This window comes from Halomonas sp. R57-5, from assembly GCF_900070345.1.
Taxonomy (GTDB): domain Bacteria; phylum Pseudomonadota; class Gammaproteobacteria; order Pseudomonadales; family Halomonadaceae; genus Vreelandella; species Vreelandella ventosae_B.
In genome coordinates, this window is the sequence record NZ_LN813019.1 from 1,581,865 (window position 1) to 1,602,028 (window position 20,164).

The window sequence follows — 20,164 nt, forward strand, 5'->3', positions numbered from 1 at the left end:
CAACGGAACAGGGGGCGTCGAGAATGCTAGTCGTTCGACCCGTTAAAGCGTCTGATCTCATGGCGCTGGAGCAATTAGCCGAGCATGCAGTGCCTAGGCTGACCAACTTGCCTGCTAACCGTGAGCGGCTTCAGGAGCGCATTGCGCGCTCCCAGGAAGCCTTTAACGGCGACGTTGAGTTTCCAGAAGATGAGCACTATACGTTTGTGCTGGCGGRCGATACACGCGAGGAAGTGCKGGGCACGGCCACTATCCGTGCCCAGGCAGGCGCCAACGAGGCCTATTACACCTATCGTCAGGAAACGCTGATTCACGCTTCACAGCAGCTCAATGTTCGCCGTGAAGTGCAGACGCTGGCGCTCTCCCATGAAGTCTCGGACGCTACCCTGCTGTGCGCCTTTTCGCTTAACCCTCGCTACAAAGGCACCAGCGCGGAGAGCCTGTTACGCCGGGCGCGGTTGATGTTTATCGCCCAGTACCCGGAACGCTTTTCACGCATTCTGGCGGTGGCGTTCCCTGGCTACTTGGATACCCGCAGCGAATCGCCGTTTTGGGAAAGCGTGGGGCGGCACTTTTTTGCTCGCAGTTTCCAGGATATTAACCACATTGCCGGGGTACGCTCGAAAAGTTTTATCGCCGAAGTAATGCCCCAGTTTCCGCTCTATTTGCCGCTGCTAACGCCCCAGGCGCGGGCGGCAATAGGTCGTGAGCACCCCGCCCACGAAGAGGCGCTGGAAGAGATGCTGGCGGAGGGCTTTGTGCGTTCGCGGCATGTGGATATTTTCGACGCCGGGCCGATTGTCAAGGCTGAGCGCGAGCGGTTGGAAACCTTCCGCAGTGCCGCCTGGCACCCGGTACGCATTCGTCCTGAACACGCGTTGCCCGATGCCGAACCGGCGTTGGTCGCCAATCAAAAGCTGGGTGAGTTTCGTTGTATCGTCGCCCGCTACGCGCTGTCGCCCACGGGCCAGTTAATGCTTTCTCCCGAACATGCCGAGCGATTGGGCGTTACCGAAGGGCGAGCGGTACTGGCCGCACCGCTGACGCTACCCACCGCGGTAGACGCGCTTGATGAAGGAGAGATGTAATGCGCATTCGACCCATTGCCCGTGATGATTTGGATGGGCTTCAGGCGCTTGCGCAGCAGGCGGGCGTTGGCTTTACCTCGCTACCCGATAACCGCGAGTTTTTAGCCGGTAAGATTGAAGCGGCCGCCAGTGCTTTTGAAGAGCGCACCCCAGCGGATGACCGGCTCTACTTCTTTGTGCTGGAAGATGAAACAAGCGGCGAACTCGCTGGTTGCTGCGCTATAGAGGGCCAGGTGGGCCGCGAAGTGCCGTTCTATAACTACCGGCTGGGCACCTTGGCACACTCGTCGGTACAGCTGGACTTGCACCGCACCATCGACACGCTGTTTTTAAGCTCCGACCACACCGGTGACGCTGAAGTGTGCTCGCTGTTTTTGCGTCCAGAATACCGCGGCGAAGCCAACAAACATTTGCGCAACGGCGCGCTGCTCTCCAAAGCACGCTGGCTGTTTATCGCCCAGTTCCGTGACCGCTTCCCGGATAAAGTGCTGGCCGAAATGCGCGGCGTGTTCGACGAAAATAACACCAGCCCTTTCTGGGAGAGCCTGGGCAAACACTTCTTCCCTATGGATTTCAGCGAGGCTGACCGCCTAACCGGCCTGGGGCAGAAGAGCTTTATTGGCGAGCTGATGCCCAAGTTTCCCATTTACACCACCTTTATGGCCGAAGAGGCGCGGGCTTGTATTGGCCAGGTGCATCGTCATACCCGCCCGGCGCTGGAGATGCTTAAGAAAGAGGGACTGCGCTGGGAAGGCTATATCGATATTTTCGACGGTGGCCCGACGGTGGAGGCTTACATTGACGATGTGCGCGCCATCCGTAACTCACGGCTCTGCCAAGTGGAAGTATCCAATAGCGCAGCAGAAGAGAGCGTCAGCCGCTGGCTGGCCGCCACCACTCATATGCTCAGCTTTACCGCCAGTTGGGTAGGCCGTGCCCCCAGCGATGACAACACTATCGTGCTGAGCGCACAAGAAGCGCAGCGCTTAGGCGTTTCCACCGGCGATACCCTACGGCTACTCGAAACCTAGGCGACGTTTACAGGAGAGTTTTATGCACGCCCAACAGCAGCAACTCATCAATGGCGCCTGGGTCGCAGGCGACGCCGAGCCGTTGAGCAAGGTTGATCCGGTTTCCAGTCAGCTGTTATGGCAAGCGGCAACCGCCAGCGCGGAGCAGGTCGACGCCGCGGTCAAGGCTGCCCGCGGTGCTTTCCCCAACTGGGCGCGTACCCCATTTGCCGAGCGCCAGGCGCTGGTCGAACGGTTTGCCGAGGTGCTCAAAAACCGCGGTGAAGACCTAGCCGTGGCGATTGCCTCTGAAACCGGTAAACCGCTCTGGGAAGCGCGCACCGAAGCGGGTGCCATGGTGGGGAAGGTGGCGCTGTCGGTGAAGGCGTATAACGAGCGCACCGGTGAGCGGGAAAAAGCCGCGGGCAGCGCCAAAGCGGTGCTGCGCCATCGCCCCCACGGCGTGATGGCGGTGTTTGGCCCCTATAACTTCCCCGGCCATCTGCCCAACGGCCATATGGTGCCTGCGCTGTTGGCGGGTAACTGTGTGGTCTTCAAACCCAGCGACCAAACCCCACTTACCGCGGATTTCACCCTACAGTGCTGGCTAGAGGCCGGGCTTCCAGCAGGCGTCATTAACCTAGTGCAAGGCGGTGTGCCGGTAGGCCAGGCGTTGGCAGGCAACCCTGATATTGATGGCCTGCTGTTTACCGGGAGCGCCAAAGTGGGCGGTATGCTGCATCAACAGTTTGCCGGGCAGTTGGATAAAATCCTGGCGCTGGAACTGGGCGGCAATAACCCGTTGGTGGTGAAAGATGTCGACGACGAGCGTGCAGCGGTGTTGGCCATTCTGCAGTCGGCGTTTCTCTCTGGTGGGCAGCGCTGCACCTGCGCGCGGCGTTTGATGGTGCCGGAGGGTGCCGTCGGTGATCGCTTGATCGATGCGCTTTCAGAGGCGATCGCTAAGCTGCACGTGGCGGGCCAGTTCGAAGAGAATCCTGCGCCGTTTTATGGCGGTTTGGTCAGCGTAGCGGCGGCAGACGGCTTACTGAAAGCCCAAGAAGAGTTGGAAACTATGGGTGGCACGGTGATCAACCGCATGCGGCGTTTGCAAGATAACACCAGCCTGTTAAGCCCCGCGTTGATCGACGTGACGGGATTGGAGGTGCCTGACGAGGAGCATTTCGGCCCGCTGCTGAAAATCCACCGCTATAGCGATTGGGATGAAGCGCTACAGCTCGCCAACAACACCCGCTACGGGCTCTCCGCCGGTTTAATTGGCGGCGAACAAGCCGATTGGGATGACTTCCTGCTACGTATTCGCGCCGGGATCGTCAACTGGAACCGCCAAACTACCGGTGCCTCCGGCGATGCACCTTTCGGCGGCGTGGGTGACAGCGGCAACCACCGCCCCAGCGCTTTCTATGCGGCGGACTACTGCGCCTACCCGGTGGCTTCCATGGAAGCCGACAGCCTGGAGATGCCCGAGACCCTGCCGCCGGGAGTGAGCCTATGAGTGCCGCCGATATCAGCAGCGTCAGGGAAGTCAATTTTGATGGTTTAGTCGGCCCAACCCATAACTACTCGGGGCTGGCGGTAGGTAATGTGGCGTCTATGAGCCACGGCGGGTTAGTGTCCAACCCCAAAGAGGGCGCGTTGCAGGGTCTTCTCAAGATGAAGTCGCTGATGGACGCGGGCTACGCTCAAGGCGTTCTGCCACCCCAACAGCGCCCCGATATTGGCGCACTGCGCGATTTAGGTTTTAGCGGTAGTAATGGTGAGGTGCTGGCTCGTGCTTCTAAAGAAGCGCCGCAGCTGCTTCGGGCGGTGTGCTCGGCTTCGAGTATGTGGACGGCTAACGCGGGCACTATTACCCCCAGCATGGATGCACCCGATCGCCGGGTACACTTCACACCAGCGAATCTACAATCCAGCTTTCACCGCTATTTAGAACCGCAAACCACCGGTCGCGTGCTGCAGGCAATTTTCCGCGACGAACAGCACTTCGCCCACCACCCGGTGCTACCCGCCACCCCAGCCTTTTCCGACGAAGGGGCGGCTAATCACACCCGTTTATGTGGTGAGTACGGCGAGCCGGGCGTTCACCTATTTGTCTATGGCCGTCAGGCGTTTGGTGACGTGCGTAGCGGTGAGGGGGAGCCAACACGCTTCCCTGCTAGGCAAACGCTGGAAGCGAGCCAAGCAGTAGCCCGCCAGCACGGGTTAACACAGGAGCAAACAGTATTTGCCCAGCAGCACCCGGATGCCATCGATGCAGGCGTCTTCCATAACGACGTGATTGCCGTAGGTAATGGCCCCGTGCTGCTCTACCACGAAATGGCGTTTCTGGATGAAGAAGGCACGCTCAATAAGCTGCGCGCCAAAATGGCCAGCCCGCTGATTCCCGTGCGCGTGCCCTTGGAAGCGGTAAGCATGGAGGATGCGGTAGCCTCGTATCTCTTCAACTCACAGCTGCTATCCAACCCGGATGGCACCATGACACTGGTAGTGCCCGGCGAATGCCAGGAGCGCGAAGCAGTATGGAACACCATCCAAAATCACCTGCTAGCAGGCAATAACCCCATCAGCGAAGTGATCGTCAAAGACGTCAAGCAGAGCATGCGCAACGGCGGCGGCCCCGCCTGCCTGCGCCTACGCGTGGTGCTAACGGAGGCCGAACGTGCAGCGCTCTCTGGCCGCGTGCTGCTCACCAATGCACTGTACACTGACCTGACCGCGTGGGTGGAGCGCCACTATCGCGATCGCCTCGCCCCGGACGATTTGGCCGATCCACAGCTGGCGGAAGAGTCGCTTGCAGCACTGGATGAACTCACTCAACTGCTGAAAATCGGCCCGGTTTATCCCTTTCAACTGGGGTAGGGTGTGATGTAGTGAGGGAAAATAATAAACGCCAGGGCAGTGCCTTGGCGTTTGGGTTTAAAGTTTGCAGCGAAAGCTTAGCCGTCGCTTGCCCGGCGTATGCGATTAGGAGGGAGCAGTGCGACAACATATGCTGACCTTGGTGATAGGAGTATTTTTAATAATGTCGACAGGCACTAATGCGAACGGCTTGGATTTCGAAGCGTTAGTGKCTGAGCAAGGCGCAGCAGGCCCACTGCCAGCACTTCAGCCGTTTGAAGCAAGGGATGGCACCACACTTTCATATCGGCATTATCCAAGTGAATCCGACACGGCGCTGGTGCTCGTGCACGGCTCAGGGACCGACAGTCGATACCTGGCAACCTTTGCTCGCGGATTGGCAGCTTCAGGCGCCGCTGCCGTTTACACCCCGGATATTCGAGGGCATGGGCCATCTCCCGTTCGGCGCGGCGATATCGACTATATCAAGCAGCTTGAGGATGATCTTGCCGATCTTATTGCCCACATCAAAGTGGTCAATCCTCAATTAACGCGTATCGTCGTCGGTGGGCATTCGTCAGGTGGCGGGTTAGCAATACGTTTTGCTGGTGGTACGCATGGGCACCGTGCCAACGCCTATCTGCTGCTAGCGCCTTACCTGGGATACGACGCMCCTACTGTTCGGAAAAACTCGGGCGGGTGGGCAGACCCCAAAGTGACCAGGATCATTGCTATATCCATTTTGAATGAACTCGGTATTAACCACTTCAATAAGCTACCGGTGCTGCACTTTAATTTGCCGCCCGAATACCGCCAGGGCTCAGAAACGCTAGCGTATTCGTACCGGCTTATGAAGGGCTTTGGTCCCGCCAATTGGCAGAACGATCTCAGTTCTATGGCGGCTCCAGTCCTTCTTATTACTGGATCTGATGACGAAGCATTTTTTGCGGAGCGCTTCGAGCCCACTTTGCGGCCCATCGTTCCACACGCTGATATCGTCACGGTGCCTAATGCATCGCATCTGAGCCTTGTTGTGAACAAAGAGGGCATCAAGACAGCTTACCATTGGCTTCAAGCGTTATAAGAGCGAAAATCTCATGTGTATGGGATGGTGGAAACACTTATGGTTCTCACACCTAGCACTAGGATTACGTCAATATGCCCTTAATCGACATCCGTGCTGCACTCGAAACTGATGTTCCGGACATTCAATCCTGCGCACGACTGGCCTATTCAAAGTACATCTGCCGCATCGGCCGTGAACCCGCGCCCATGCATGCAGACTTCGCAAGCCTAATCGACTACGGCTACATAGATGTTGCCATCCTTGATTCACATTTTGTGGGCTATGTTGTGTTCTACCCCGAAGGCGATCATTTTCACCTCGAAAACGTTGCCATACTGCCCGAGTATGGCGGCCTCGGCATTGGGAAGCGATTGATCGATCACGTGGAACGTTCTGCCGAGGAAAAGGGGTATGAAGCCGTGGAACTTTATACGAATGAAGCCATGACAGAAAATCTCACCATGTACCCCAAACTGGGATACGTCAGGGTCGAGTGTCGGCATGAAGCGGGGTTTAATCGAGTGTATTTCCGAAAGCAGCTAAAGTTAGATGGCTGACAAGAAGAGCTTTCCTAGTTGGGTCGATTCAGTGAACGCGTCACTCTTGAGTTCATCACCGTATTGGAGATTGGTGATTTGAGAAAAGTATTAATGAGCGCCTGTCTCTTGGGTAAAAAGGTTCGCTATGATGGTGGTGCCCTTTCCGTGGATGATCAGATCGTTGAGCAGTGGCGTTCTGAAGGCCGAATCGTTTCTGTTTGCCCCGAAGTTGAGGCGGGGATGAGTATTCCCAGGCCGCCCGCGGAGATTTTCCAAGGCAGTGGTAAGGGTGTTTTAAACGGTGAGGTAGATGTTATCGAAAACGATGGGGGCAAGGTGACCAATGAATTTTTAGCAGGTGCCTCTATCGCTTTGAACTTGTGCCGTAAATTCGATACCGATATCGCAGTGCTTGCTGAGTTCAGCCCCTCATGCGGAAGCACCGCTATTTATGACGGCAGTTTTATGGGTAAAAAAGTACCAGGTATGGGAGTCACCGCTGCATTGCTCCGCGAAAATGGAATTCACGTTTTTAGTCAGTATGAGATAGCAGAAGCCAACATTGCACTACTTGCCACAAACTAGTTAAAGCAGCACTAGGAATCGTAATATGACGCCTATTATTCGGCCTACTAACGACAAGGCGTTCGCGGAAAATATCATCATTCAGAATATGTCAGCCTACTATAAACAGTTGGATATGCGCTGGGATACAGCCTTGTTTGATAAGCAGTGGGATGAGCTAGATAGCTATGAGTTAGTCATAAATGCTTCACAAGTGGGGCTGCTCTGCATAAATCACGATGAAATCGCTTACTATATTCGAGAGCTACAAATTGATCAGAAGTGGCGGCGTCAAGGCTTAGGTACAGCGGCAATCCGCTACACGGAGAAAATCGCCCAGCAGGCCGGCATCCGCTTACTTCGGCTCCGTGTGTTTTGTATCAACCCAGCCGTCGCTTTATACGAGCGTATGGGGTTTCGCGTGCGTAAAACCGAGGGCGGGACTCACTATATGGAGAAAAGGATTGATTAGCTGCTCAAACTGAATCGTGTTGTACTCCCTGATGCCTTACTCCTTTACTGTCGCAATGATGTCTGTCATATCGGTCACTTCTAAACCATCCTCCCGTATTAATTTCGTTTCAACACGCAGTCCATCCCTCGTTTGTAGCTGAAGGCGAAGCGGTGTATTGCCAGGTTCTAAGTGCTCTCCGCCCCACTCGCGAAGGGCGATAACCACGGGGAAGAGTGCATGGCCTTTCGCTGTTAGCGCATAGCCTTTGCGGGCTCGTTGTCCTGAATCACGGTATTGGTAGCGCTCTAAAATACCTTCTTGAACCAATCTGGCAAGCCGGTTGGACAAAACTGAGCGAGTAATACCCAGGTCTTCTCTGATTTGGTCGAAGCGCTCAGCACCACATATCACTTCTCGCAGAATCAGCAGCGACCACATATCTCCCACAACCCGGATCGCCTTGGCAAGCGAGCATTCTGAGACGGGAACACGTGTGTGAGAAGTGTGTGTTTCGGTGTGGTTTTTCATATTCCAATGATAGCAAAGTTTGAAAACAGAACTAAGCGCGACTAATCTGAGTCTTTATTAAAGACTCAGGTGGTAGATATGACACAATCTGACTTTCTCCACGAGCGCGATCCTACAGCACTCACAACTGACCTTCGTACACTCGCTGCGCTGGCCTTGGTGCCGGCAATCGGCCTAGGTATTGCACGATTTTCCTACGCATTACTTCTACCCTCTATGAGCTCAAGTCTTGGATGGAGCTATGCCGATGCAGGCTGGATGACCTCGGTAAACGCAGCAGGGTATTTTATTGCCGCGCTGATTTCGGCCCGTTTTATTGGAGTTGTTGGGGCCAATCGAGTCATGCGTACGGGGATCTTCGCATGCGTGATCGCTTTGATCATGATGGGAGTATTTCGCCACACTGCATTGCTCAATATCTCCTGGTTTTTGGCTGGACTAGGCGGCGCTAGTGCGTTTATTGCTGGTGGGGTTATCGCCGCCCAAGTATCCCAACGCCATCCGGCACGAGCGTCGTTTTTACTCGGCATCTTCTATGCGGGGCCAGGTTTAGGCATTGTGCTTTCGGGGGTTGGCGTTCCCTGGGTTCTGAGCCAGTGGGGCGCGACGGCATGGCCTACTGCTTGGTTAGCATTGGCGGCCATATCAGTGGTGCTCGCACTCGGCGTCGTATGGGGTGTTCGCGTCATGCCACAAAGCCGAGTTCAGGCACATGCATTGGCACCATTAGCTTCTATGCAGTGGATGCTGGTTGGCTATGGCTTTTTCGGGGCAGGCTATATTACTTACATGACGTTCATGATCGCTTGGATACAGTCCCACGGTGAGAGTGCCGCGTTTCAATCGCTATTCTGGGTCGTGCTGGGCTTGGCTGTGACTGTCTTCCCTTGGCTTTGGGCTGGTGTGCTGCAAAATCAGCGCCACGGCCGTGCATTTGCGATGCTTAATGGATTGACCCTGATTGGCGCTGCATTGCCGCTTATATCAAGTGCTTGGCCTGTTCTGCTAGTGTCGGCTGCGGTTTTCGGTTGTGCCTTTTTTGGTGTTGTGGCTTCTACGACAGCTTTTGTGCGGAGAAATTGTGATGCTTTGTCTTTGGCGTCGGGTATTGGTGCGATGACGGTCGCGTTTAGTATTGGCCAGACATTGGGGCCAACGTTAAGCGGTTGGTTGAATGATCTAACCGGGGGGCTATCGTTCGGGTTATTAACGTCAGCCGCCTTTTTAATCGCCGCAGCGTTAATCGGTTTGTTGCAAAAAGATTTCGGGGCAGGGCTGTCAGCACAATGAATATCAGGTATGGCTGGCTATCTGCTTACACCATGCCAACGGCGCCCATACTGTCATGTTCGTTTAAGTCGCTCTCGGGTTAATTAGTTAAGTTGTTTGGCTTTGCCAATGTTGAGCAGGGTAATTCCTGCTCCAATTAATAGGGTGCCAAGCAGTAAGCCTTCGGGAGCGGTTTCTCCCTGCAACACTATGGCAACTGGAACACCCACCACGGCGCCAACGGAGCCCAATAGGCTTAGAAACACCGGGCCGCCACTTTTCTGTAGCAGGAAGAGCAGTAAGAACTGGCCTGCGAAGACCACAGCTTGAATGGCAATCAGCATGATCGGCAGGGAGCGGTCTGTTGGAATGTTCAGTGAGAAGCCCGGCAGAAAACCCACGCTGAGCAGAAGGGCGGCAGCGGCGATGAGCATCCCAGGTGCCAGTGCATCGCTGGATACGCCTTCTGGCCAGCGCAAGGTTCTGTAAAGATTGCCGATGGCTAGCAGTACGGGCCCGATTAAAGCGAGAAGAATCCAGAGATAATCGGCATCCGGCGCAGAAAGCTTATGGAAGGCCAGGGTGACGGCACCTGCCAAGGCTGATATTACCCCCGCCGCACGCAACACCTGGAAGCGCTCCATTTTTAATGCTAGCGCGCCGACGTAGGTGAGTAGCGGTGGCAGGGTGATGATTAATGCCACGAACCCAGCACCCACATGGGGGACGGCTGAGAAAAACAGTAGGTTGGCACCCGCTACGCCCAGCAGCCCTGAAATAACGTAATACTCAATGGTACGACCGTTCACTGGCGGTAGATTGCGGCGAAAGGCGGAGAGAACCAACAAAATAAGCGCTGCCCCTGAAATCGACCAGAACAGAAAAGCGAGCGCTGACAGCTGAATATCACCGGCAAGTTTCGCCAAATTAGTCGATAGACCCAACAAGGCGCCACCGGCTAGCAGGTATATCAGTGGGGCAAGCCAAGTTCTTTTAGGTGAGTGTGTTGTGCGGGCAGTGCTTGATAACGTCATTGGCGAAGTTCTCATTGGTACCGTTTTTGAAACTATCTTGATATCAAGTTATGTGCGATTAATCTTGACGTCAAGCTAATTAGGCGCAAAATAGGCTCATGGATCATGTAGACAACATTCTTAAGCAGTGGCGGCTGGAGAGGCCTGAACTAGACGTTGCGCCGATGGGTACCATCGGGCGGGTTAAACGGCTGAACCACACTTTAATGCGCGCAATGGAGAAGACCTGGGCGGAATACGGCCTGACGGACGCCAGCTTTGACGTTCTGGCCACCCTACGGCGAGAGGGGGAGCCCTACGCGCTATCGCCGGGGGATTTGATGGCATCCACCATGGTGACATCGGGCACCATGACCCACCGTATCAATCAACTAGAAAAGGCGGGGTTGATTGAGCGGGTTAAAAATCCTGACGATGGCCGCGGTTTTCTAATCTCTCTGTCCCAGCGTGGGTTTGAGTTAATCGACGAAGCGGTGGCCGCCCATGTGGAAACCCAGGCGCAGCTGGTGAGTGGCCTGAGTAAAGAGCAACGAGAGCAACTTGATGATCTGCTTAAGCAGTTTTTGGCGGGGTTTGAGCAGAAGTGAGGKGCGCCGTAGCGGCAAGCTAGTCACTATTTAATCCGCACATTTAACATTAAGTGGTGAGATTCCTGCCTCGAACCCCCACCGTCATTGCCTCCATGAACGCGCGGACTCTGGCCACATGGCGCAGATCCGGGTGAGTGAGCAGCCAGAGTGGGGTAGTGAGTGCTTCAATGGGTTCGCTTAGCCTGAGTAGCGCTGCATCGGCATCGCCAAGGTAGCAGGGCAGTACCGCAATACCCGCCCCGTGGCGTACCGCTGATTGCATGCCCAGCATGCTGTCCACCCGGTAGGCGGCGCTTTTATCCATCATCCACTTTTCAAGCGTTGCGTCGCCCAGATGAACATCCGGGCCGATCCAGCTTTCTGTTGGCAGTGACGCTGTGCCTAGCGGCAGTGGGGCGTTTTGCCAAAGCGCCTTTTGGCCATAAATTGCCTGGTTAATATCGCCTATCTTGCGGCCTACCAGAGTTTCGGGTGGCTTTTTAGTTGGGCGGATCGCGATATCGGCCTCCCGCCGCGACAAGCTTTGCAGCTGATTGGAGATAACCACTTCCAGCGTGATTTCCGGATAGCGCTGGCGAAAGTTTGCCAGTAGCGGCGAGACCAGCCCCGCGAAAAGTGTATCAGTGGTGGTGATTCGTAAGCTGCCGGTGAGGGTTAAATCCTTCCCTATGATGCGGCGCTCAGCACCGTTGATTTCGCTCTGTACGCGCTTGGCCGAAGCCGCCAGATCATCCCCTGCCAGGGTCGGTGTATACCCCGTGCGACTGCGCTCAAAAAGGGTAACCCCCAGCCCTTGCTCCATCTCGCTTAAACGTCTAAATACCGTGGCATGGCTGATACGCAGCGCTCGGCTGGCGCCGGATAGCGAGCCCTCCTCGGCAATCGCTAGCACAATTTGAAGATCATCCCACCGTATCTGCTGTTCATTCATGCAAGCTTGGTTCTCATTTTTAGCCAATGTTTAAGCGCATATGAACAGGTTAGCCTGTCGTCAAACCAATCGATAGGGGAGGCGTCGTATGAATGTGTTGATTGTCTTGGCTCATCCTGAACGCAAGTCGTTTAATGGCGGCCTAGTGGATGTGGCGGTAAAACAGCTGGTGGACGCGGGCCATACAGTTGAGGTGGATGATCTCTATGCTGAGCAGTTTGATCCGGTGGAGCGCGCCGAGCACTATCCGCATCAAGCTGTTGATGTGGAATACTTTTATCCCCTCAATGAGCAGCGGGCTCACTACCAACAAAACGCATTACCGCAGGATGTTGAGCGGGAGTTGACACGGCTGGAGAGGGCTGACTTGGTGATCTTCCAGTTTCCATTATGGTGGCACGCCCAGCCCGCCATTTTGAAAGGCTGGTTTGATCGGGTGTTGGTGTATGGAGGGCGCTATACAAGCCGCATGCGTTACGATCATGGTTACTATCGCGGAAAGCAGGCGATGCTGTCAGTCACCACCGGCTCGCCGGAGATAGCGTTTCAGCCCTTTGGCCGCGCTGGCAATATGGTTCACTGGCTATGGCCTATGCATGCATCGTTGTACTACGTTGGCTTTGACGTGTTGGCGCCTCATTTGAGCTACGGCATTCAGGGCGGCGGTATTCGCTATCAAGAGGAGACTGCTCTCATTGACCATCTGGAGACCTGCAAAGCAGCCTGGGCATCTAGACTAGTGAGCTTGAGTAGTGAACGACCCATTCCATTTACAGGTTGGGACGACTGGGACGATGAGGGTGTTTTACACCAGACAAACCCGCTGCGATGGCGGCTAGGCTGAGCTCGTGTAGACTCTCACTTGTCTCTACCACCGATCAGTAAAAGGCCCGAGCAGCGCCATGAACAACGCGAAACACCTATTTTCCGATGCTGAGCGGCGTGGGCTCTACCGCGCCATACATGAACGGCGCGATGTGCGCTCGCAGTTTCTGCCTGACCGGATTCCCCCTGAAGTGCTGAGCCGCCTTTTGGAGGCCGCGCACCATGCGCCGTCGGTGGGGTTTATGCAGCCTTGGGATTTCATCGTGATTGAGAGTCGCGACGTCAGGGAGACGGTGCTGGCGATGTTTGAGCAAGAGAACCAGAAGGCCGCCGAGCGCTTTGAAGGTGAGCGTAAAGAGCATTATCGCAGCCTTAAGCTGCAAGGGATTATGGAAAGCCCGCTTAATCTCTGTATTACCTGCGACCGCAGCCGAGGCGGCCCCCATGTGCTAGGGCGCAATAGCATTGTGGAAACCGACCTGTTTAGCACTTGTTTAGCCGTGCAAAACCTCTGGCTGGCAGCGCGGGCGGAAGGGATTGGCGTTGGTTGGGTGAGTATTCTTGACCAGGAGCAGCTGAGCACTGCGTTAAATCTGCCTGAGCACGTTTACCCGCTGGCGTATCTCTGCCTTGGCTACGTGAGTGAGTTTTTAGATCAGCCAGAGCTTGAAGCGCAAGGCTGGCGTTCCCGCCTGCCTTTAAGTGACTTGGTGCATGGCGATAAGTGGGGGCAGCCGTTTAGCAGTGGGTTGTGAGCACGCTTCTATAGGAAGGGCCTGCTTGCTGTGCCCAGTCCATCTGCCCATTGCTTACGGCGTTGGCTTTTATTTGCGTACATGCGCTCGTCTGCCAACGCAAACACCTGTTGGGCGGGAACTTCACTGGAGCTGGCGCAGCCTATGCTCACATGAAGCATGAGTTCTTCATGTTCACCGCTGGCGGTGTCGATAGTGCAGCGCTGTTCAGGCAAGTTTTCTTGGATCAAGTTGGCCATACGCCTAGCTGCCGTTAGGTCGGCAGAGGGGAACAGAATGACGAATTCATCGCCACCGTAGCGAGCCAGTATGTCGCTGTCTCTGCAGTGAAATTGCAGGTACTGGGCAACGCAGGCAATTAGTTGGTCGCCTGCCACGTGCCCATAATGGTCGTTTACGTCCTTGAGCCTATCGACATCCAACATCAGCACCGCAAAATCCAGGTTTGGCGTCTGCACCTTGCCCTGAATACTCATCTGCAGCGCTGATTCCAAAAAACCTCGGTTATAAAGCCCGGTGAGTCCGTCACGCTCAGCCGTTTTCTTCAGTTCCAAATGCAGCAATTTATTCTCGGTAGCCGCCGCCAGCTGGTCGGCAAACAGAGACAGTATTTGCTCCAAACCGTCGTCTCGACTGGGAGCTTTCACAATCAGCCAGCCTTCATACATGCTTAGTCGGCCCGCCATCGACGCGACATAGAGATTCTCGCCTTCCTCTGTTTGTGGCAGTGTGGCCAGATCTCCTTCTTGTCCATAAACGTTTGCCAATAAATATCTTAGGCGTTTTTCATCCTCTGAGCTTAGCCCTGCCACCGCCGCGAAGCGTGTCACTTCTGAACGCTGCCGTTCTTGTAGAAAAACCGCAAATCCGTAGTCGGGGAAGTGGGTCTGTAGGTGGTTTAAGGAGTCAACCAGCAGCGTGTGGATATTGGTCGCGCGATTTGCGACGGCTCCTAGATCAAGCAAGGCGTGAAAGACTCGGTTCTGAAATCTAGTTTCGCCTATGCTGCGGCCAATCTGGCGATTCTGACTGTAGGTGACGCGGCCAATGGTTAGAAAATAGACCACTGCACCGGCCCATTGATAGATGTCTAAACGGTTGCTTACATAGGGACGAAAAGTGAACCCCGTTAGGGCGCTTCCAATTAAAGCTGCAAGAATGAAAAGTCCGGCTGCAATAAGCATTTTCCGCACTCCACCGACCACTAAATTATTCATCAAACAGGCAAGCCCAATGGTGATGGTCGCTAAAACGTAAAAATCCAGTACGCTGCACCAAAAACCAAATAGCAGGCTGTCAAAGAGGAGGTTTCTGAACTCGGCACGCTTGGAGTTCTGGGCATGTGCTGCAAGCGCATAGGCGACGCCGGGCCATAGCAGCAGCAACATCCCAGGTAGAATAAGCGTCCAGCCGCTGCCTTCTGCGACGGCGATCCATACGGTTAGCCCGAAGGTATGGCAAAAGGCAAAAATGCGTGGGGCAATTATTGCCAATGCAAGACGGTGTGGGCGTCTCAAAGAAGGTTGCATTCGTGAGTCTTTATTTAACGTTATTTGACCAACAGACTAGCACCTAAGCGGCTAAGAAGCCCTATCCCGGCGTCAGACGAATAGTTCGTTTCATTCTCATAAGTTGCAGACAGTGTCAGGGCGTATCGATTGGATATGATGAAGCTGTCTCGCAGCTGGCCAGTAAATGGTTGGCGTGCTCGCGAAGTGCCGCTTTGAGGCCATCTGGCTTGAGAACGGTAAATCGAAACGGGAGCTGTGCCAGCCAATAGGCAAACCACTCGAAGCTGTCGGTTCGGGTGGTGAGCAGTAATCCACCGTCAACCTCCTCGAACGGTTCTGTACAGAAAAATTGGTTCTCAACGTCAGCGGACACGGCATGATCGATGTGTAGCACCAGTGATACTTCATGAGTTGGGCCCCAGGACATAAGGCTTTCGCTCAAAAAATCGGCTGCATTGAAGCGAGCGGGGCGTATGAAGGTATCATCGAGTAGGTGCACACCGCTGATACGATCCAGCCTAAATGAGCGCATGGCGCCCCTCAGGTGGCAAAAACCAACGGCATACCACCGGCCCTGTTGGAAAACCAGTCCGTAGGGGTCGATCCGACGATCAATCTGATCGTGCTGCGGAGAGTGGTAAATCAGCCCGACGGTTCGCATGGCTTCAGTAGCTTTCGTAAGAGTCTCAAGTGTACGGTCATCACGGCTGGGTTCACGCCGGGGTAAGATCACCTGAGTGGTCTCACTGATACCGCGCACCCGTCTTTGTAAATTCGCAGGCATCACTCGCTCGAGCTTTGCTTGCACGCTGGCAATGGCAGGCGCTGCGTTCGTCAGACCCAGCTGGCTGGCGGCCACTAAGCCTAGAGAAACGGCGAACGTCTCTTCGTCGGTAAACATCATCGGTGGCAGCTTGAAGCCAGCCACCAGTCGATAGCCACCGTAGCGCCCCTGTTCGGTCACTATCGGCACACCTATATCTTCCAGTGCCGTAATGTAACGCCGTATAGTGCGTCGATCCACGTCCAGGCGTTCGGCCAACTCTGCGCCGCCCATCTGGCCATTAGCCTGAAGCAACTCAAGCACCGCAAGTACGCGTGTTGTGGGGCCTGCCATTAGCGCCTCCCTCCTGAAGCCATCGTTAAAGTCCTGCAGAAAAATGCATTGTGGCTTTTATTTAGGACGGATTATCACCTATTAACACACTAATCTGACTTGGCAGTACCTAATGTCATCGAAAAATAGACTGAAAAAGGAGCCTAATATGTCAGAGCTAACGTTTTACACTCACCCTATGTCTCGCGGGCGCGTGGTGCGCTGGATGCTGGAAGAGGTAGGCATAGCCTACTCGGTAAAAGCGATGGAGTATGGCTCAGAGATGAAAGCCGAGGACTACTTGGCCATCAACCCCATGGGGAAGGTGCCTGCCATCAAACATGGCAACACTGTGGTGACGGAAGTAGCGGCTATCTGCGCGTACCTGGCAGATCAGTTTCCAGATAAAAAGCTGTCACCGCCCCCACAATCTCCCGAACGTGGCGTTTACTATCGCTGGCTGTTTTTTATGGCGGGCCCGTTCGAAATGGCCACCAGCGCCATGACTTATGATTGGAAAATCGACAGCAGTAACGCACAGGCTGTCGGCTGTGGCCAAGTGGAAGACAGTATCAATACCCTTGAAAAAGCACTCAGTGAAAATGCTTATATCTGCGGCGATCAGTTTACTGCCGTAGATATCTTGGTTAGCAGTTATCTCTGGTGGGAAACGATGCAGAAGAACATCCCGCCCAACGAGGTGTTCAAGCAGTACATTGAGCGCATGGAAAGCAGGCCAGCAGCCAAGCGGGCCAATGAGTTGGATGATGAACTGGCTAAGCACTTAAAGCCTGTGACCGCCTGATGAATTGACCGTGCTGCTGCCCAGCCCTTAAGCGAACAGGGCTTGCAAGGTGAGATTAGCCCTATCTGGTTGCAGTTTTTTTGACAGCGCATGGCGGTGAGATCTCTGGCTAGCGGCGTGTGCAGGAGGTATCGGCGCTAGCCAGCCTACCCATATATCGCTACTGTATTTGCTTGTGCTAAATAAGACAGGCGCCACTTATGCAATGCGATATCATTCTCCAGCGGCTAAGAGCCGACGATCCTAACGCTGAAATAGTCGCGGGCTGGACATTTGAATCCTGGGGGCATTTGCACCCGGGGCTAACGCTGGAAAAGGCTATTGAATGGTTAAAGGCCGAATGTGGCCAGGGCGGTGTGCCTTCAATCTTTGTGGCGATGCAAGGCGAAACCCCTGTGGGAACCGCCAGCCTCATTGCTGATGATATGAGTATCCGCCGCGAATTTACCCCCTGGCTGGCCTCCGTATTCGTCGTGCCTGAATGGCGGGGGCAGGGTATTGCCTCTGCGTTGGTACGCCGGGTAGAAGCCGAAGCAGCTGCGCATGGCTTTGAGCGTTTCTATCTCTATACCCCTGATCAACAGGCGCTTTATCGACGGCTGGGTTGGCAGGATAAGGAGGATGTTGAGTATCGGAAAGAGCACGTTACGGTGATGGCGCGGCAGCTAGATAAGCCACAAAACTGAGAGGCGTTTATGATCAGTGGCCGTGCATTGCGCTACTTCGATACCGTGGCTCGCTGCCGTTCTTTACGTCAGGCTGCGGCGCAGCTGCATATCGCCCCCACGGCGATTAGCCGACAGATCGATTTATTGGAACATCAGCTTGGCGCACCGCTAATCGAACGCGGCCCCAATGGCATTAGCCTCACCGCCGCGGGGGAACTGTTAGCCGCCCAAGCTCAGCGTACCCTCCGTGATCTTGAGCGGGTGCAGGAGCATATTGCCGACCTTAAAGGTTTACGCACTGGCCGGGTCAGTTTGCAGGTGGCGGAAGGTGTTGTGGCTGGCCTGTTAGCCCCAGCGTTAGCCAAGATGGGGCAGCGCTATCCTCATTTGAGTTTTGATATCGGCATCGCCAGCGCTAGCCAAATGGTGGAGGCACTGCGCCGAGGCGATGCAGATATTGGTCTGTCATTCTTTATGCCCCGCCATGATGACATTGTGCCCTTTGCGAGTGCCGAGTTGCATCACCATGCAGTGATGGCCCCAGGCCATCCTTTGGCCGCGGCTTCTGAGGTGAGTCTTCACACCTTGGCAGAGCACCGGCTGATCCTACCTGATGAATCCTATGGCGCTCGCCAAGCGCTGGAGCGCGCCGCTCATCAGGCCGGGATAGTGCTGGCTCCCACCTTCAAAACTGCTTCACTGGAAACCCAAAAAGCACTCGCCCTTAACGGCGCAGGCGTGCTGGTATTGCCGCCGATGGCGGTAGCTCGGGAGTGTCAGTTAGGCGAACTCGTCAGCATTCCCTTATCTCCTTTAGAGCTCGAAGCAGCGCGGATTGATCTCTGTGTTTATCGCCATCGCCAGCGCAGCTTTGCCACCGAGGCATGCCTTTCGCTGCTGGCGAGTGCACTGCAAACCCGGCAAGACCCGCCATCCTGAAAGGGCTTGAGCCTGAGAGATATTGAACCTGAAAGATCTCGAAAGAGTAGAGTGCACACAAAAAGTGGACACGCTGCGGTCAATATTGAAATAGCAGAGGGCGCTGTGTGGGTTCATGCTGAGCTTATTGATAACGACTGCCTGATAACAGCCGTCTGACAACAACAGCAAAAGGTGATGTGATGCCTGAACTATACCAACTAACCGCCACGCAGTTGCTAGCGGGCTACCGAACCCATACGTTCTCGCCAAGTGAGGTAGCAGGCGCCCTGGTTGAGCATATCAACAGCTGGGAGCCGCACATTAACGCGCTGTATGCCTATCAGCCCGATGCCTTCATTAAAGCTGCAGAAGCGTCTACCCAACGCTGGGCAAAAGGCGAGCCAAGCGGTGGTTTGGATGGTGTTCCGGTCACCCTTAAAGAGTTGATTGCCACTAAAGGGATGCCGGTGCCGGTGGGCACGGGGCTGGGTGAGCAGGCTGCTGCCACTGAGGATGCACCCCCGGCTGCGCGCCTAGCGGAAGACAATGCCCTGCTGTTGGCAAAAACCACCTGCCCTGATTTTGGCATGCTCTCATCCGGGCTTTCTTCTTTTCATGGCCTAACCCGCAATCCGTGGGATTTGACCTGCAATACCGGTGGTTCAAGCGCGGGAGCGGGCGCGGCGGCCGTCGCTGGGCTTGGGCCGCTGCATGTGGGTACCGATATTGGTGGCTCGGTACGCCTGCCAGCGGCGTGGTGTGGGGTCGTCGGTTTTAAGCCTACGCTGGGCCGGGTACCCATAGATCCGTATTATGTGGGCCGCTGTGCCGGGCCCATGACCCGCAGCGTCGGGGATGCCGCGCTTATGATGACGGCGCTTGCCCGCACGGATCGGCGCGACGCGATGCGCCTGCCGCCCGAAGAGATCGACTGGATGAACCTAGCGCTAGACATAAAAGGCCTGCGGATTGGCGTGATGATGGAGGCGGGCTGTGGGCTGGCGTTGGATGATGAGATTCGCCAACATGTCGAGCAGGCTGCCAAGCAGTTAGAAGCCGCCGGGGCAACGCTAGTGCCCTTGGCACCCGTGCTGACCCGTGAAATGCTGGATGGGCTGGATCACTTCTGGCAGGCCCGCCAGTGGAGCGAGTTGTTAAAGCTCTCGCCAGAAGAGCGTGAGCAGGTATTGCCCGCCATTTTAGCCTGGGCCGACGGCGGCGCACGCTTAAGTGGCGTAGACGCGGTGCAAGGTTTCCAGCAAACCATGATGATGCGACGCGCTACCGAAAGCGTATTTGATGAGGTCGATGCGGTGATTTCACCCACCACACCCAATATCGCCTTTCCGGCCGAGTGGCCATCGCCGACTAATGATCCGCGTCAGCCTTTTGAGCACATTGCCTATACCGTGCCGTGGAATATGGGCGAGCAGCCCGCTATTTCCCTTAACGCTGGGTTCAGTAGCGGCAATATGCCTATGGGGGTGCAGTTGGTTGGCCCGCGTTTTGCGGATCATTTTGTACTCCAGCTGGCGCGACAGCTTGAAGAGCGCTTGGCGCTACCCATGCGCTGGCCAACGCTGCCAACGGATAAAGTGGGGGCACAATAATGCCGTTTTTAAAAACCGTTTAGAACAACCATCGTAAAAAA

The 20,164-nt window shown here is 55.2% G+C and carries 21 protein-coding genes; 16 read left to right on the forward strand and 5 right to left on the reverse strand.

Annotated elements, in window-relative coordinates; genetic code table 11:
* Positions 1 to 23: 23 nt before the first annotated feature.
* From HALO_RS07105 to HALO_RS07140, 8 genes are all read left to right on the forward strand, one after another.
* Positions 24 to 1,088 (forward strand): arginine N-succinyltransferase, encoded by a 1,065-nt coding sequence (locus HALO_RS07105; protein ID WP_050713249.1) that lies wholly within the window; start codon positions 24 to 26, stop codon positions 1,086 to 1,088.
* A complete protein-coding gene (gene astA / locus HALO_RS07110; RefSeq protein WP_035584765.1) occupies positions 1,088 to 2,119 on the forward strand; it encodes an arginine N-succinyltransferase in 1,032 nt (343 codons plus the stop codon). Before HALO_RS07105 ends, astA begins: the two co-directional genes overlap by 1 nt.
* Positions 2,120 to 2,141: 22 nt before the next feature.
* Complete coding sequence (astD, locus tag HALO_RS07115) at positions 2,142 to 3,614, forward strand: succinylglutamate-semialdehyde dehydrogenase (protein ID WP_035584763.1); 1,473 nt, start codon at positions 2,142 to 2,144, stop codon at positions 3,612 to 3,614.
* On the forward strand, positions 3,611 to 4,978 hold the full coding sequence (gene astB / locus HALO_RS07120; RefSeq protein WP_035584761.1) for an N-succinylarginine dihydrolase: 1,368 nt from the start codon (positions 3,611 to 3,613) through the stop codon (positions 4,976 to 4,978). The genes astD and astB overlap by 4 nt, the downstream gene beginning before the upstream one ends.
* Positions 4,979 to 5,141: 163 nt before the next feature.
* Positions 5,142 to 6,041, forward strand: coding sequence for an alpha/beta hydrolase (locus tag HALO_RS07125; RefSeq protein ID WP_050713250.1), 900 nt, complete (start codon positions 5,142 to 5,144; stop codon positions 6,039 to 6,041).
* A gap of 74 nt (positions 6,042 to 6,115) precedes the next feature.
* Positions 6,116 to 6,580, forward strand: coding sequence for a GNAT family N-acetyltransferase (locus HALO_RS07130; RefSeq protein WP_035584759.1), 465 nt, complete (start codon positions 6,116 to 6,118; stop codon positions 6,578 to 6,580).
* A gap of 63 nt (positions 6,581 to 6,643) precedes the next feature.
* The gene (locus tag HALO_RS07135; RefSeq protein ID WP_081899184.1) at positions 6,644 to 7,147 is read left to right on the forward strand and encodes a DUF523 domain-containing protein; all 504 of its coding nucleotides are present in this window, start codon (positions 6,644 to 6,646) and stop codon (positions 7,145 to 7,147) included.
* Positions 7,148 to 7,172: 25 nt separating this feature from the next.
* Positions 7,173 to 7,598 carry a GNAT family N-acetyltransferase gene (locus HALO_RS07140; protein ID WP_035584752.1) on the forward strand — a complete coding sequence of 142 codons (426 nt, stop codon included), beginning with the start codon at positions 7,173 to 7,175 and terminating at the stop codon, positions 7,596 to 7,598.
* 36 nt (positions 7,599 to 7,634) lie between these two features.
* Here HALO_RS07140 and HALO_RS07145 read toward each other — a convergent pair whose 3' ends face one another.
* On the reverse strand, positions 7,635 to 8,018 hold the full coding sequence (locus HALO_RS07145) for a winged helix-turn-helix transcriptional regulator (protein WP_231896842.1): 384 nt from the start codon (positions 8,016 to 8,018) through the stop codon (positions 7,635 to 7,637).
* 168 nt (positions 8,019 to 8,186) lie between these two features.
* Here HALO_RS07145 and HALO_RS07150 point away from each other — a divergent pair, with 168 nt between their 5' ends.
* Complete coding sequence (locus HALO_RS07150; protein ID WP_035584746.1) at positions 8,187 to 9,398, forward strand: YbfB/YjiJ family MFS transporter; 1,212 nt, start codon at positions 8,187 to 8,189, stop codon at positions 9,396 to 9,398.
* A gap of 83 nt (positions 9,399 to 9,481) precedes the next feature.
* Here HALO_RS07150 and HALO_RS07155 read toward each other — a convergent pair whose 3' ends face one another.
* On the reverse strand, positions 9,482 to 10,411 hold the full coding sequence (locus HALO_RS07155; RefSeq protein WP_035584743.1) for a DMT family transporter: 930 nt from the start codon (positions 10,409 to 10,411) through the stop codon (positions 9,482 to 9,484).
* Between the two features lie 98 nt (positions 10,412 to 10,509).
* Here HALO_RS07155 and HALO_RS07160 point away from each other — a divergent pair, with 98 nt between their 5' ends.
* Positions 10,510 to 10,998, forward strand: coding sequence for a MarR family winged helix-turn-helix transcriptional regulator (locus tag HALO_RS07160; protein ID WP_035584739.1), 489 nt, complete (start codon positions 10,510 to 10,512; stop codon positions 10,996 to 10,998).
* A gap of 49 nt (positions 10,999 to 11,047) precedes the next feature.
* Here the strand turns inward: HALO_RS07160 and HALO_RS07165 are convergent, their stop codons facing one another.
* Complete coding sequence (locus tag HALO_RS07165) at positions 11,048 to 11,932, reverse strand: LysR family transcriptional regulator (protein WP_035584736.1); 885 nt, start codon at positions 11,930 to 11,932, stop codon at positions 11,048 to 11,050.
* An 88-nt stretch (positions 11,933 to 12,020) separates the two neighbouring features.
* On the opposite strand from HALO_RS07165, the gene HALO_RS07170 reads away from it, so the two are divergent.
* Positions 12,021 to 12,776: an NAD(P)H-dependent oxidoreductase gene (locus HALO_RS07170; RefSeq protein WP_035584732.1), complete on the forward strand. Its 756-nt coding sequence runs from the start codon at positions 12,021 to 12,023 to the stop codon at positions 12,774 to 12,776.
* 58 nt (positions 12,777 to 12,834) lie between these two features.
* Complete coding sequence (gene bluB / locus HALO_RS07175; protein WP_035584729.1) at positions 12,835 to 13,512, forward strand: 5,6-dimethylbenzimidazole synthase; 678 nt, start codon at positions 12,835 to 12,837, stop codon at positions 13,510 to 13,512.
* An 8-nt stretch (positions 13,513 to 13,520) separates the two neighbouring features.
* Here the strand turns inward: bluB and HALO_RS07180 are convergent, their stop codons facing one another.
* Both HALO_RS07180 and HALO_RS07185 read right to left on the reverse strand, forming a co-directional pair.
* Positions 13,521 to 15,041 (reverse strand): sensor domain-containing diguanylate cyclase, encoded by a 1,521-nt coding sequence (locus HALO_RS07180; protein WP_035584726.1) that lies wholly within the window; start codon positions 15,039 to 15,041, stop codon positions 13,521 to 13,523.
* 115 nt (positions 15,042 to 15,156) lie between these two features.
* Positions 15,157 to 16,140, reverse strand: a complete 984-nt coding sequence (locus HALO_RS07185; protein ID WP_035584723.1) for a helix-turn-helix transcriptional regulator — start codon at positions 16,138 to 16,140, stop codon at positions 15,157 to 15,159.
* Positions 16,141 to 16,288: 148 nt separating this feature from the next.
* On the opposite strand from HALO_RS07185, the gene HALO_RS07190 reads away from it, so the two are divergent.
* From HALO_RS07190 to HALO_RS07205, 4 genes are all read left to right on the forward strand, one after another.
* Positions 16,289 to 16,924 (forward strand): glutathione S-transferase family protein, encoded by a 636-nt coding sequence (locus HALO_RS07190; RefSeq protein ID WP_035584720.1) that lies wholly within the window; start codon positions 16,289 to 16,291, stop codon positions 16,922 to 16,924.
* 200 nt (positions 16,925 to 17,124) lie between these two features.
* Positions 17,125 to 17,610 (forward strand): GNAT family N-acetyltransferase, encoded by a 486-nt coding sequence (locus tag HALO_RS07195; protein ID WP_035584716.1) that lies wholly within the window; start codon positions 17,125 to 17,127, stop codon positions 17,608 to 17,610.
* Positions 17,611 to 17,619: 9 nt separating this feature from the next.
* Positions 17,620 to 18,531, forward strand: a complete 912-nt coding sequence (locus HALO_RS07200; protein WP_035584713.1) for a LysR family transcriptional regulator — start codon at positions 17,620 to 17,622, stop codon at positions 18,529 to 18,531.
* 182 nt (positions 18,532 to 18,713) lie between these two features.
* A complete protein-coding gene (locus HALO_RS07205; protein WP_035584710.1) occupies positions 18,714 to 20,123 on the forward strand; it encodes an amidase in 1,410 nt (469 codons plus the stop codon).
* The last annotated feature ends 41 nt before the right edge of the window (positions 20,124 to 20,164 follow it).

Excerpts from the sequence above, each read along its gene's own strand:
- astA (WP_035584765.1), top strand. The coding sequence starts at position 1,088 with ATGCGCATTCGACCCATTGCCCGTGATGATTTGGATGGGCTTCAGGCG.
- astD (WP_035584763.1), top strand. The coding sequence starts at position 2,142 with ATGCACGCCCAACAGCAGCAACTCATCAATGGCGCCTGGGTCGCAGGC.
- astB (WP_035584761.1), top strand. The coding sequence starts at position 3,611 with ATGAGTGCCGCCGATATCAGCAGCGTCAGGGAAGTCAATTTTGATGGT.
- HALO_RS07130 (WP_035584759.1), top strand. The coding sequence starts at position 6,116 with ATGCCCTTAATCGACATCCGTGCTGCACTCGAAACTGATGTTCCGGAC.
- HALO_RS07140 (WP_035584752.1), top strand. The coding sequence starts at position 7,173 with ATGACGCCTATTATTCGGCCTACTAACGACAAGGCGTTCGCGGAAAAT.
- HALO_RS07145 (WP_231896842.1), bottom strand. The coding sequence starts at position 8,018 with ATGTGGTCGCTGCTGATTCTGCGAGAAGTGATATGTGGTGCTGAGCGC.
- HALO_RS07150 (WP_035584746.1), top strand. The coding sequence starts at position 8,187 with ATGACACAATCTGACTTTCTCCACGAGCGCGATCCTACAGCACTCACA.
- HALO_RS07155 (WP_035584743.1), bottom strand. The coding sequence starts at position 10,411 with ATGACGTTATCAAGCACTGCCCGCACAACACACTCACCTAAAAGAACT.
- HALO_RS07160 (WP_035584739.1), top strand. The coding sequence starts at position 10,510 with ATGGATCATGTAGACAACATTCTTAAGCAGTGGCGGCTGGAGAGGCCT.
- HALO_RS07165 (WP_035584736.1), bottom strand. The coding sequence starts at position 11,932 with ATGAATGAACAGCAGATACGGTGGGATGATCTTCAAATTGTGCTAGCG.
- HALO_RS07170 (WP_035584732.1), top strand. The coding sequence starts at position 12,021 with ATGAATGTGTTGATTGTCTTGGCTCATCCTGAACGCAAGTCGTTTAAT.
- bluB (WP_035584729.1), top strand. The coding sequence starts at position 12,835 with ATGAACAACGCGAAACACCTATTTTCCGATGCTGAGCGGCGTGGGCTC.
- HALO_RS07180 (WP_035584726.1), bottom strand. The coding sequence starts at position 15,041 with ATGCAACCTTCTTTGAGACGCCCACACCGTCTTGCATTGGCAATAATT.
- HALO_RS07185 (WP_035584723.1), bottom strand. The coding sequence starts at position 16,140 with ATGGCAGGCCCCACAACACGCGTACTTGCGGTGCTTGAGTTGCTTCAG.
- HALO_RS07190 (WP_035584720.1), top strand. The coding sequence starts at position 16,289 with ATGTCAGAGCTAACGTTTTACACTCACCCTATGTCTCGCGGGCGCGTG.
- HALO_RS07195 (WP_035584716.1), top strand. The coding sequence starts at position 17,125 with ATGCAATGCGATATCATTCTCCAGCGGCTAAGAGCCGACGATCCTAAC.
- HALO_RS07200 (WP_035584713.1), top strand. The coding sequence starts at position 17,620 with ATGATCAGTGGCCGTGCATTGCGCTACTTCGATACCGTGGCTCGCTGC.
- HALO_RS07205 (WP_035584710.1), top strand. The coding sequence starts at position 18,714 with ATGCCTGAACTATACCAACTAACCGCCACGCAGTTGCTAGCGGGCTAC.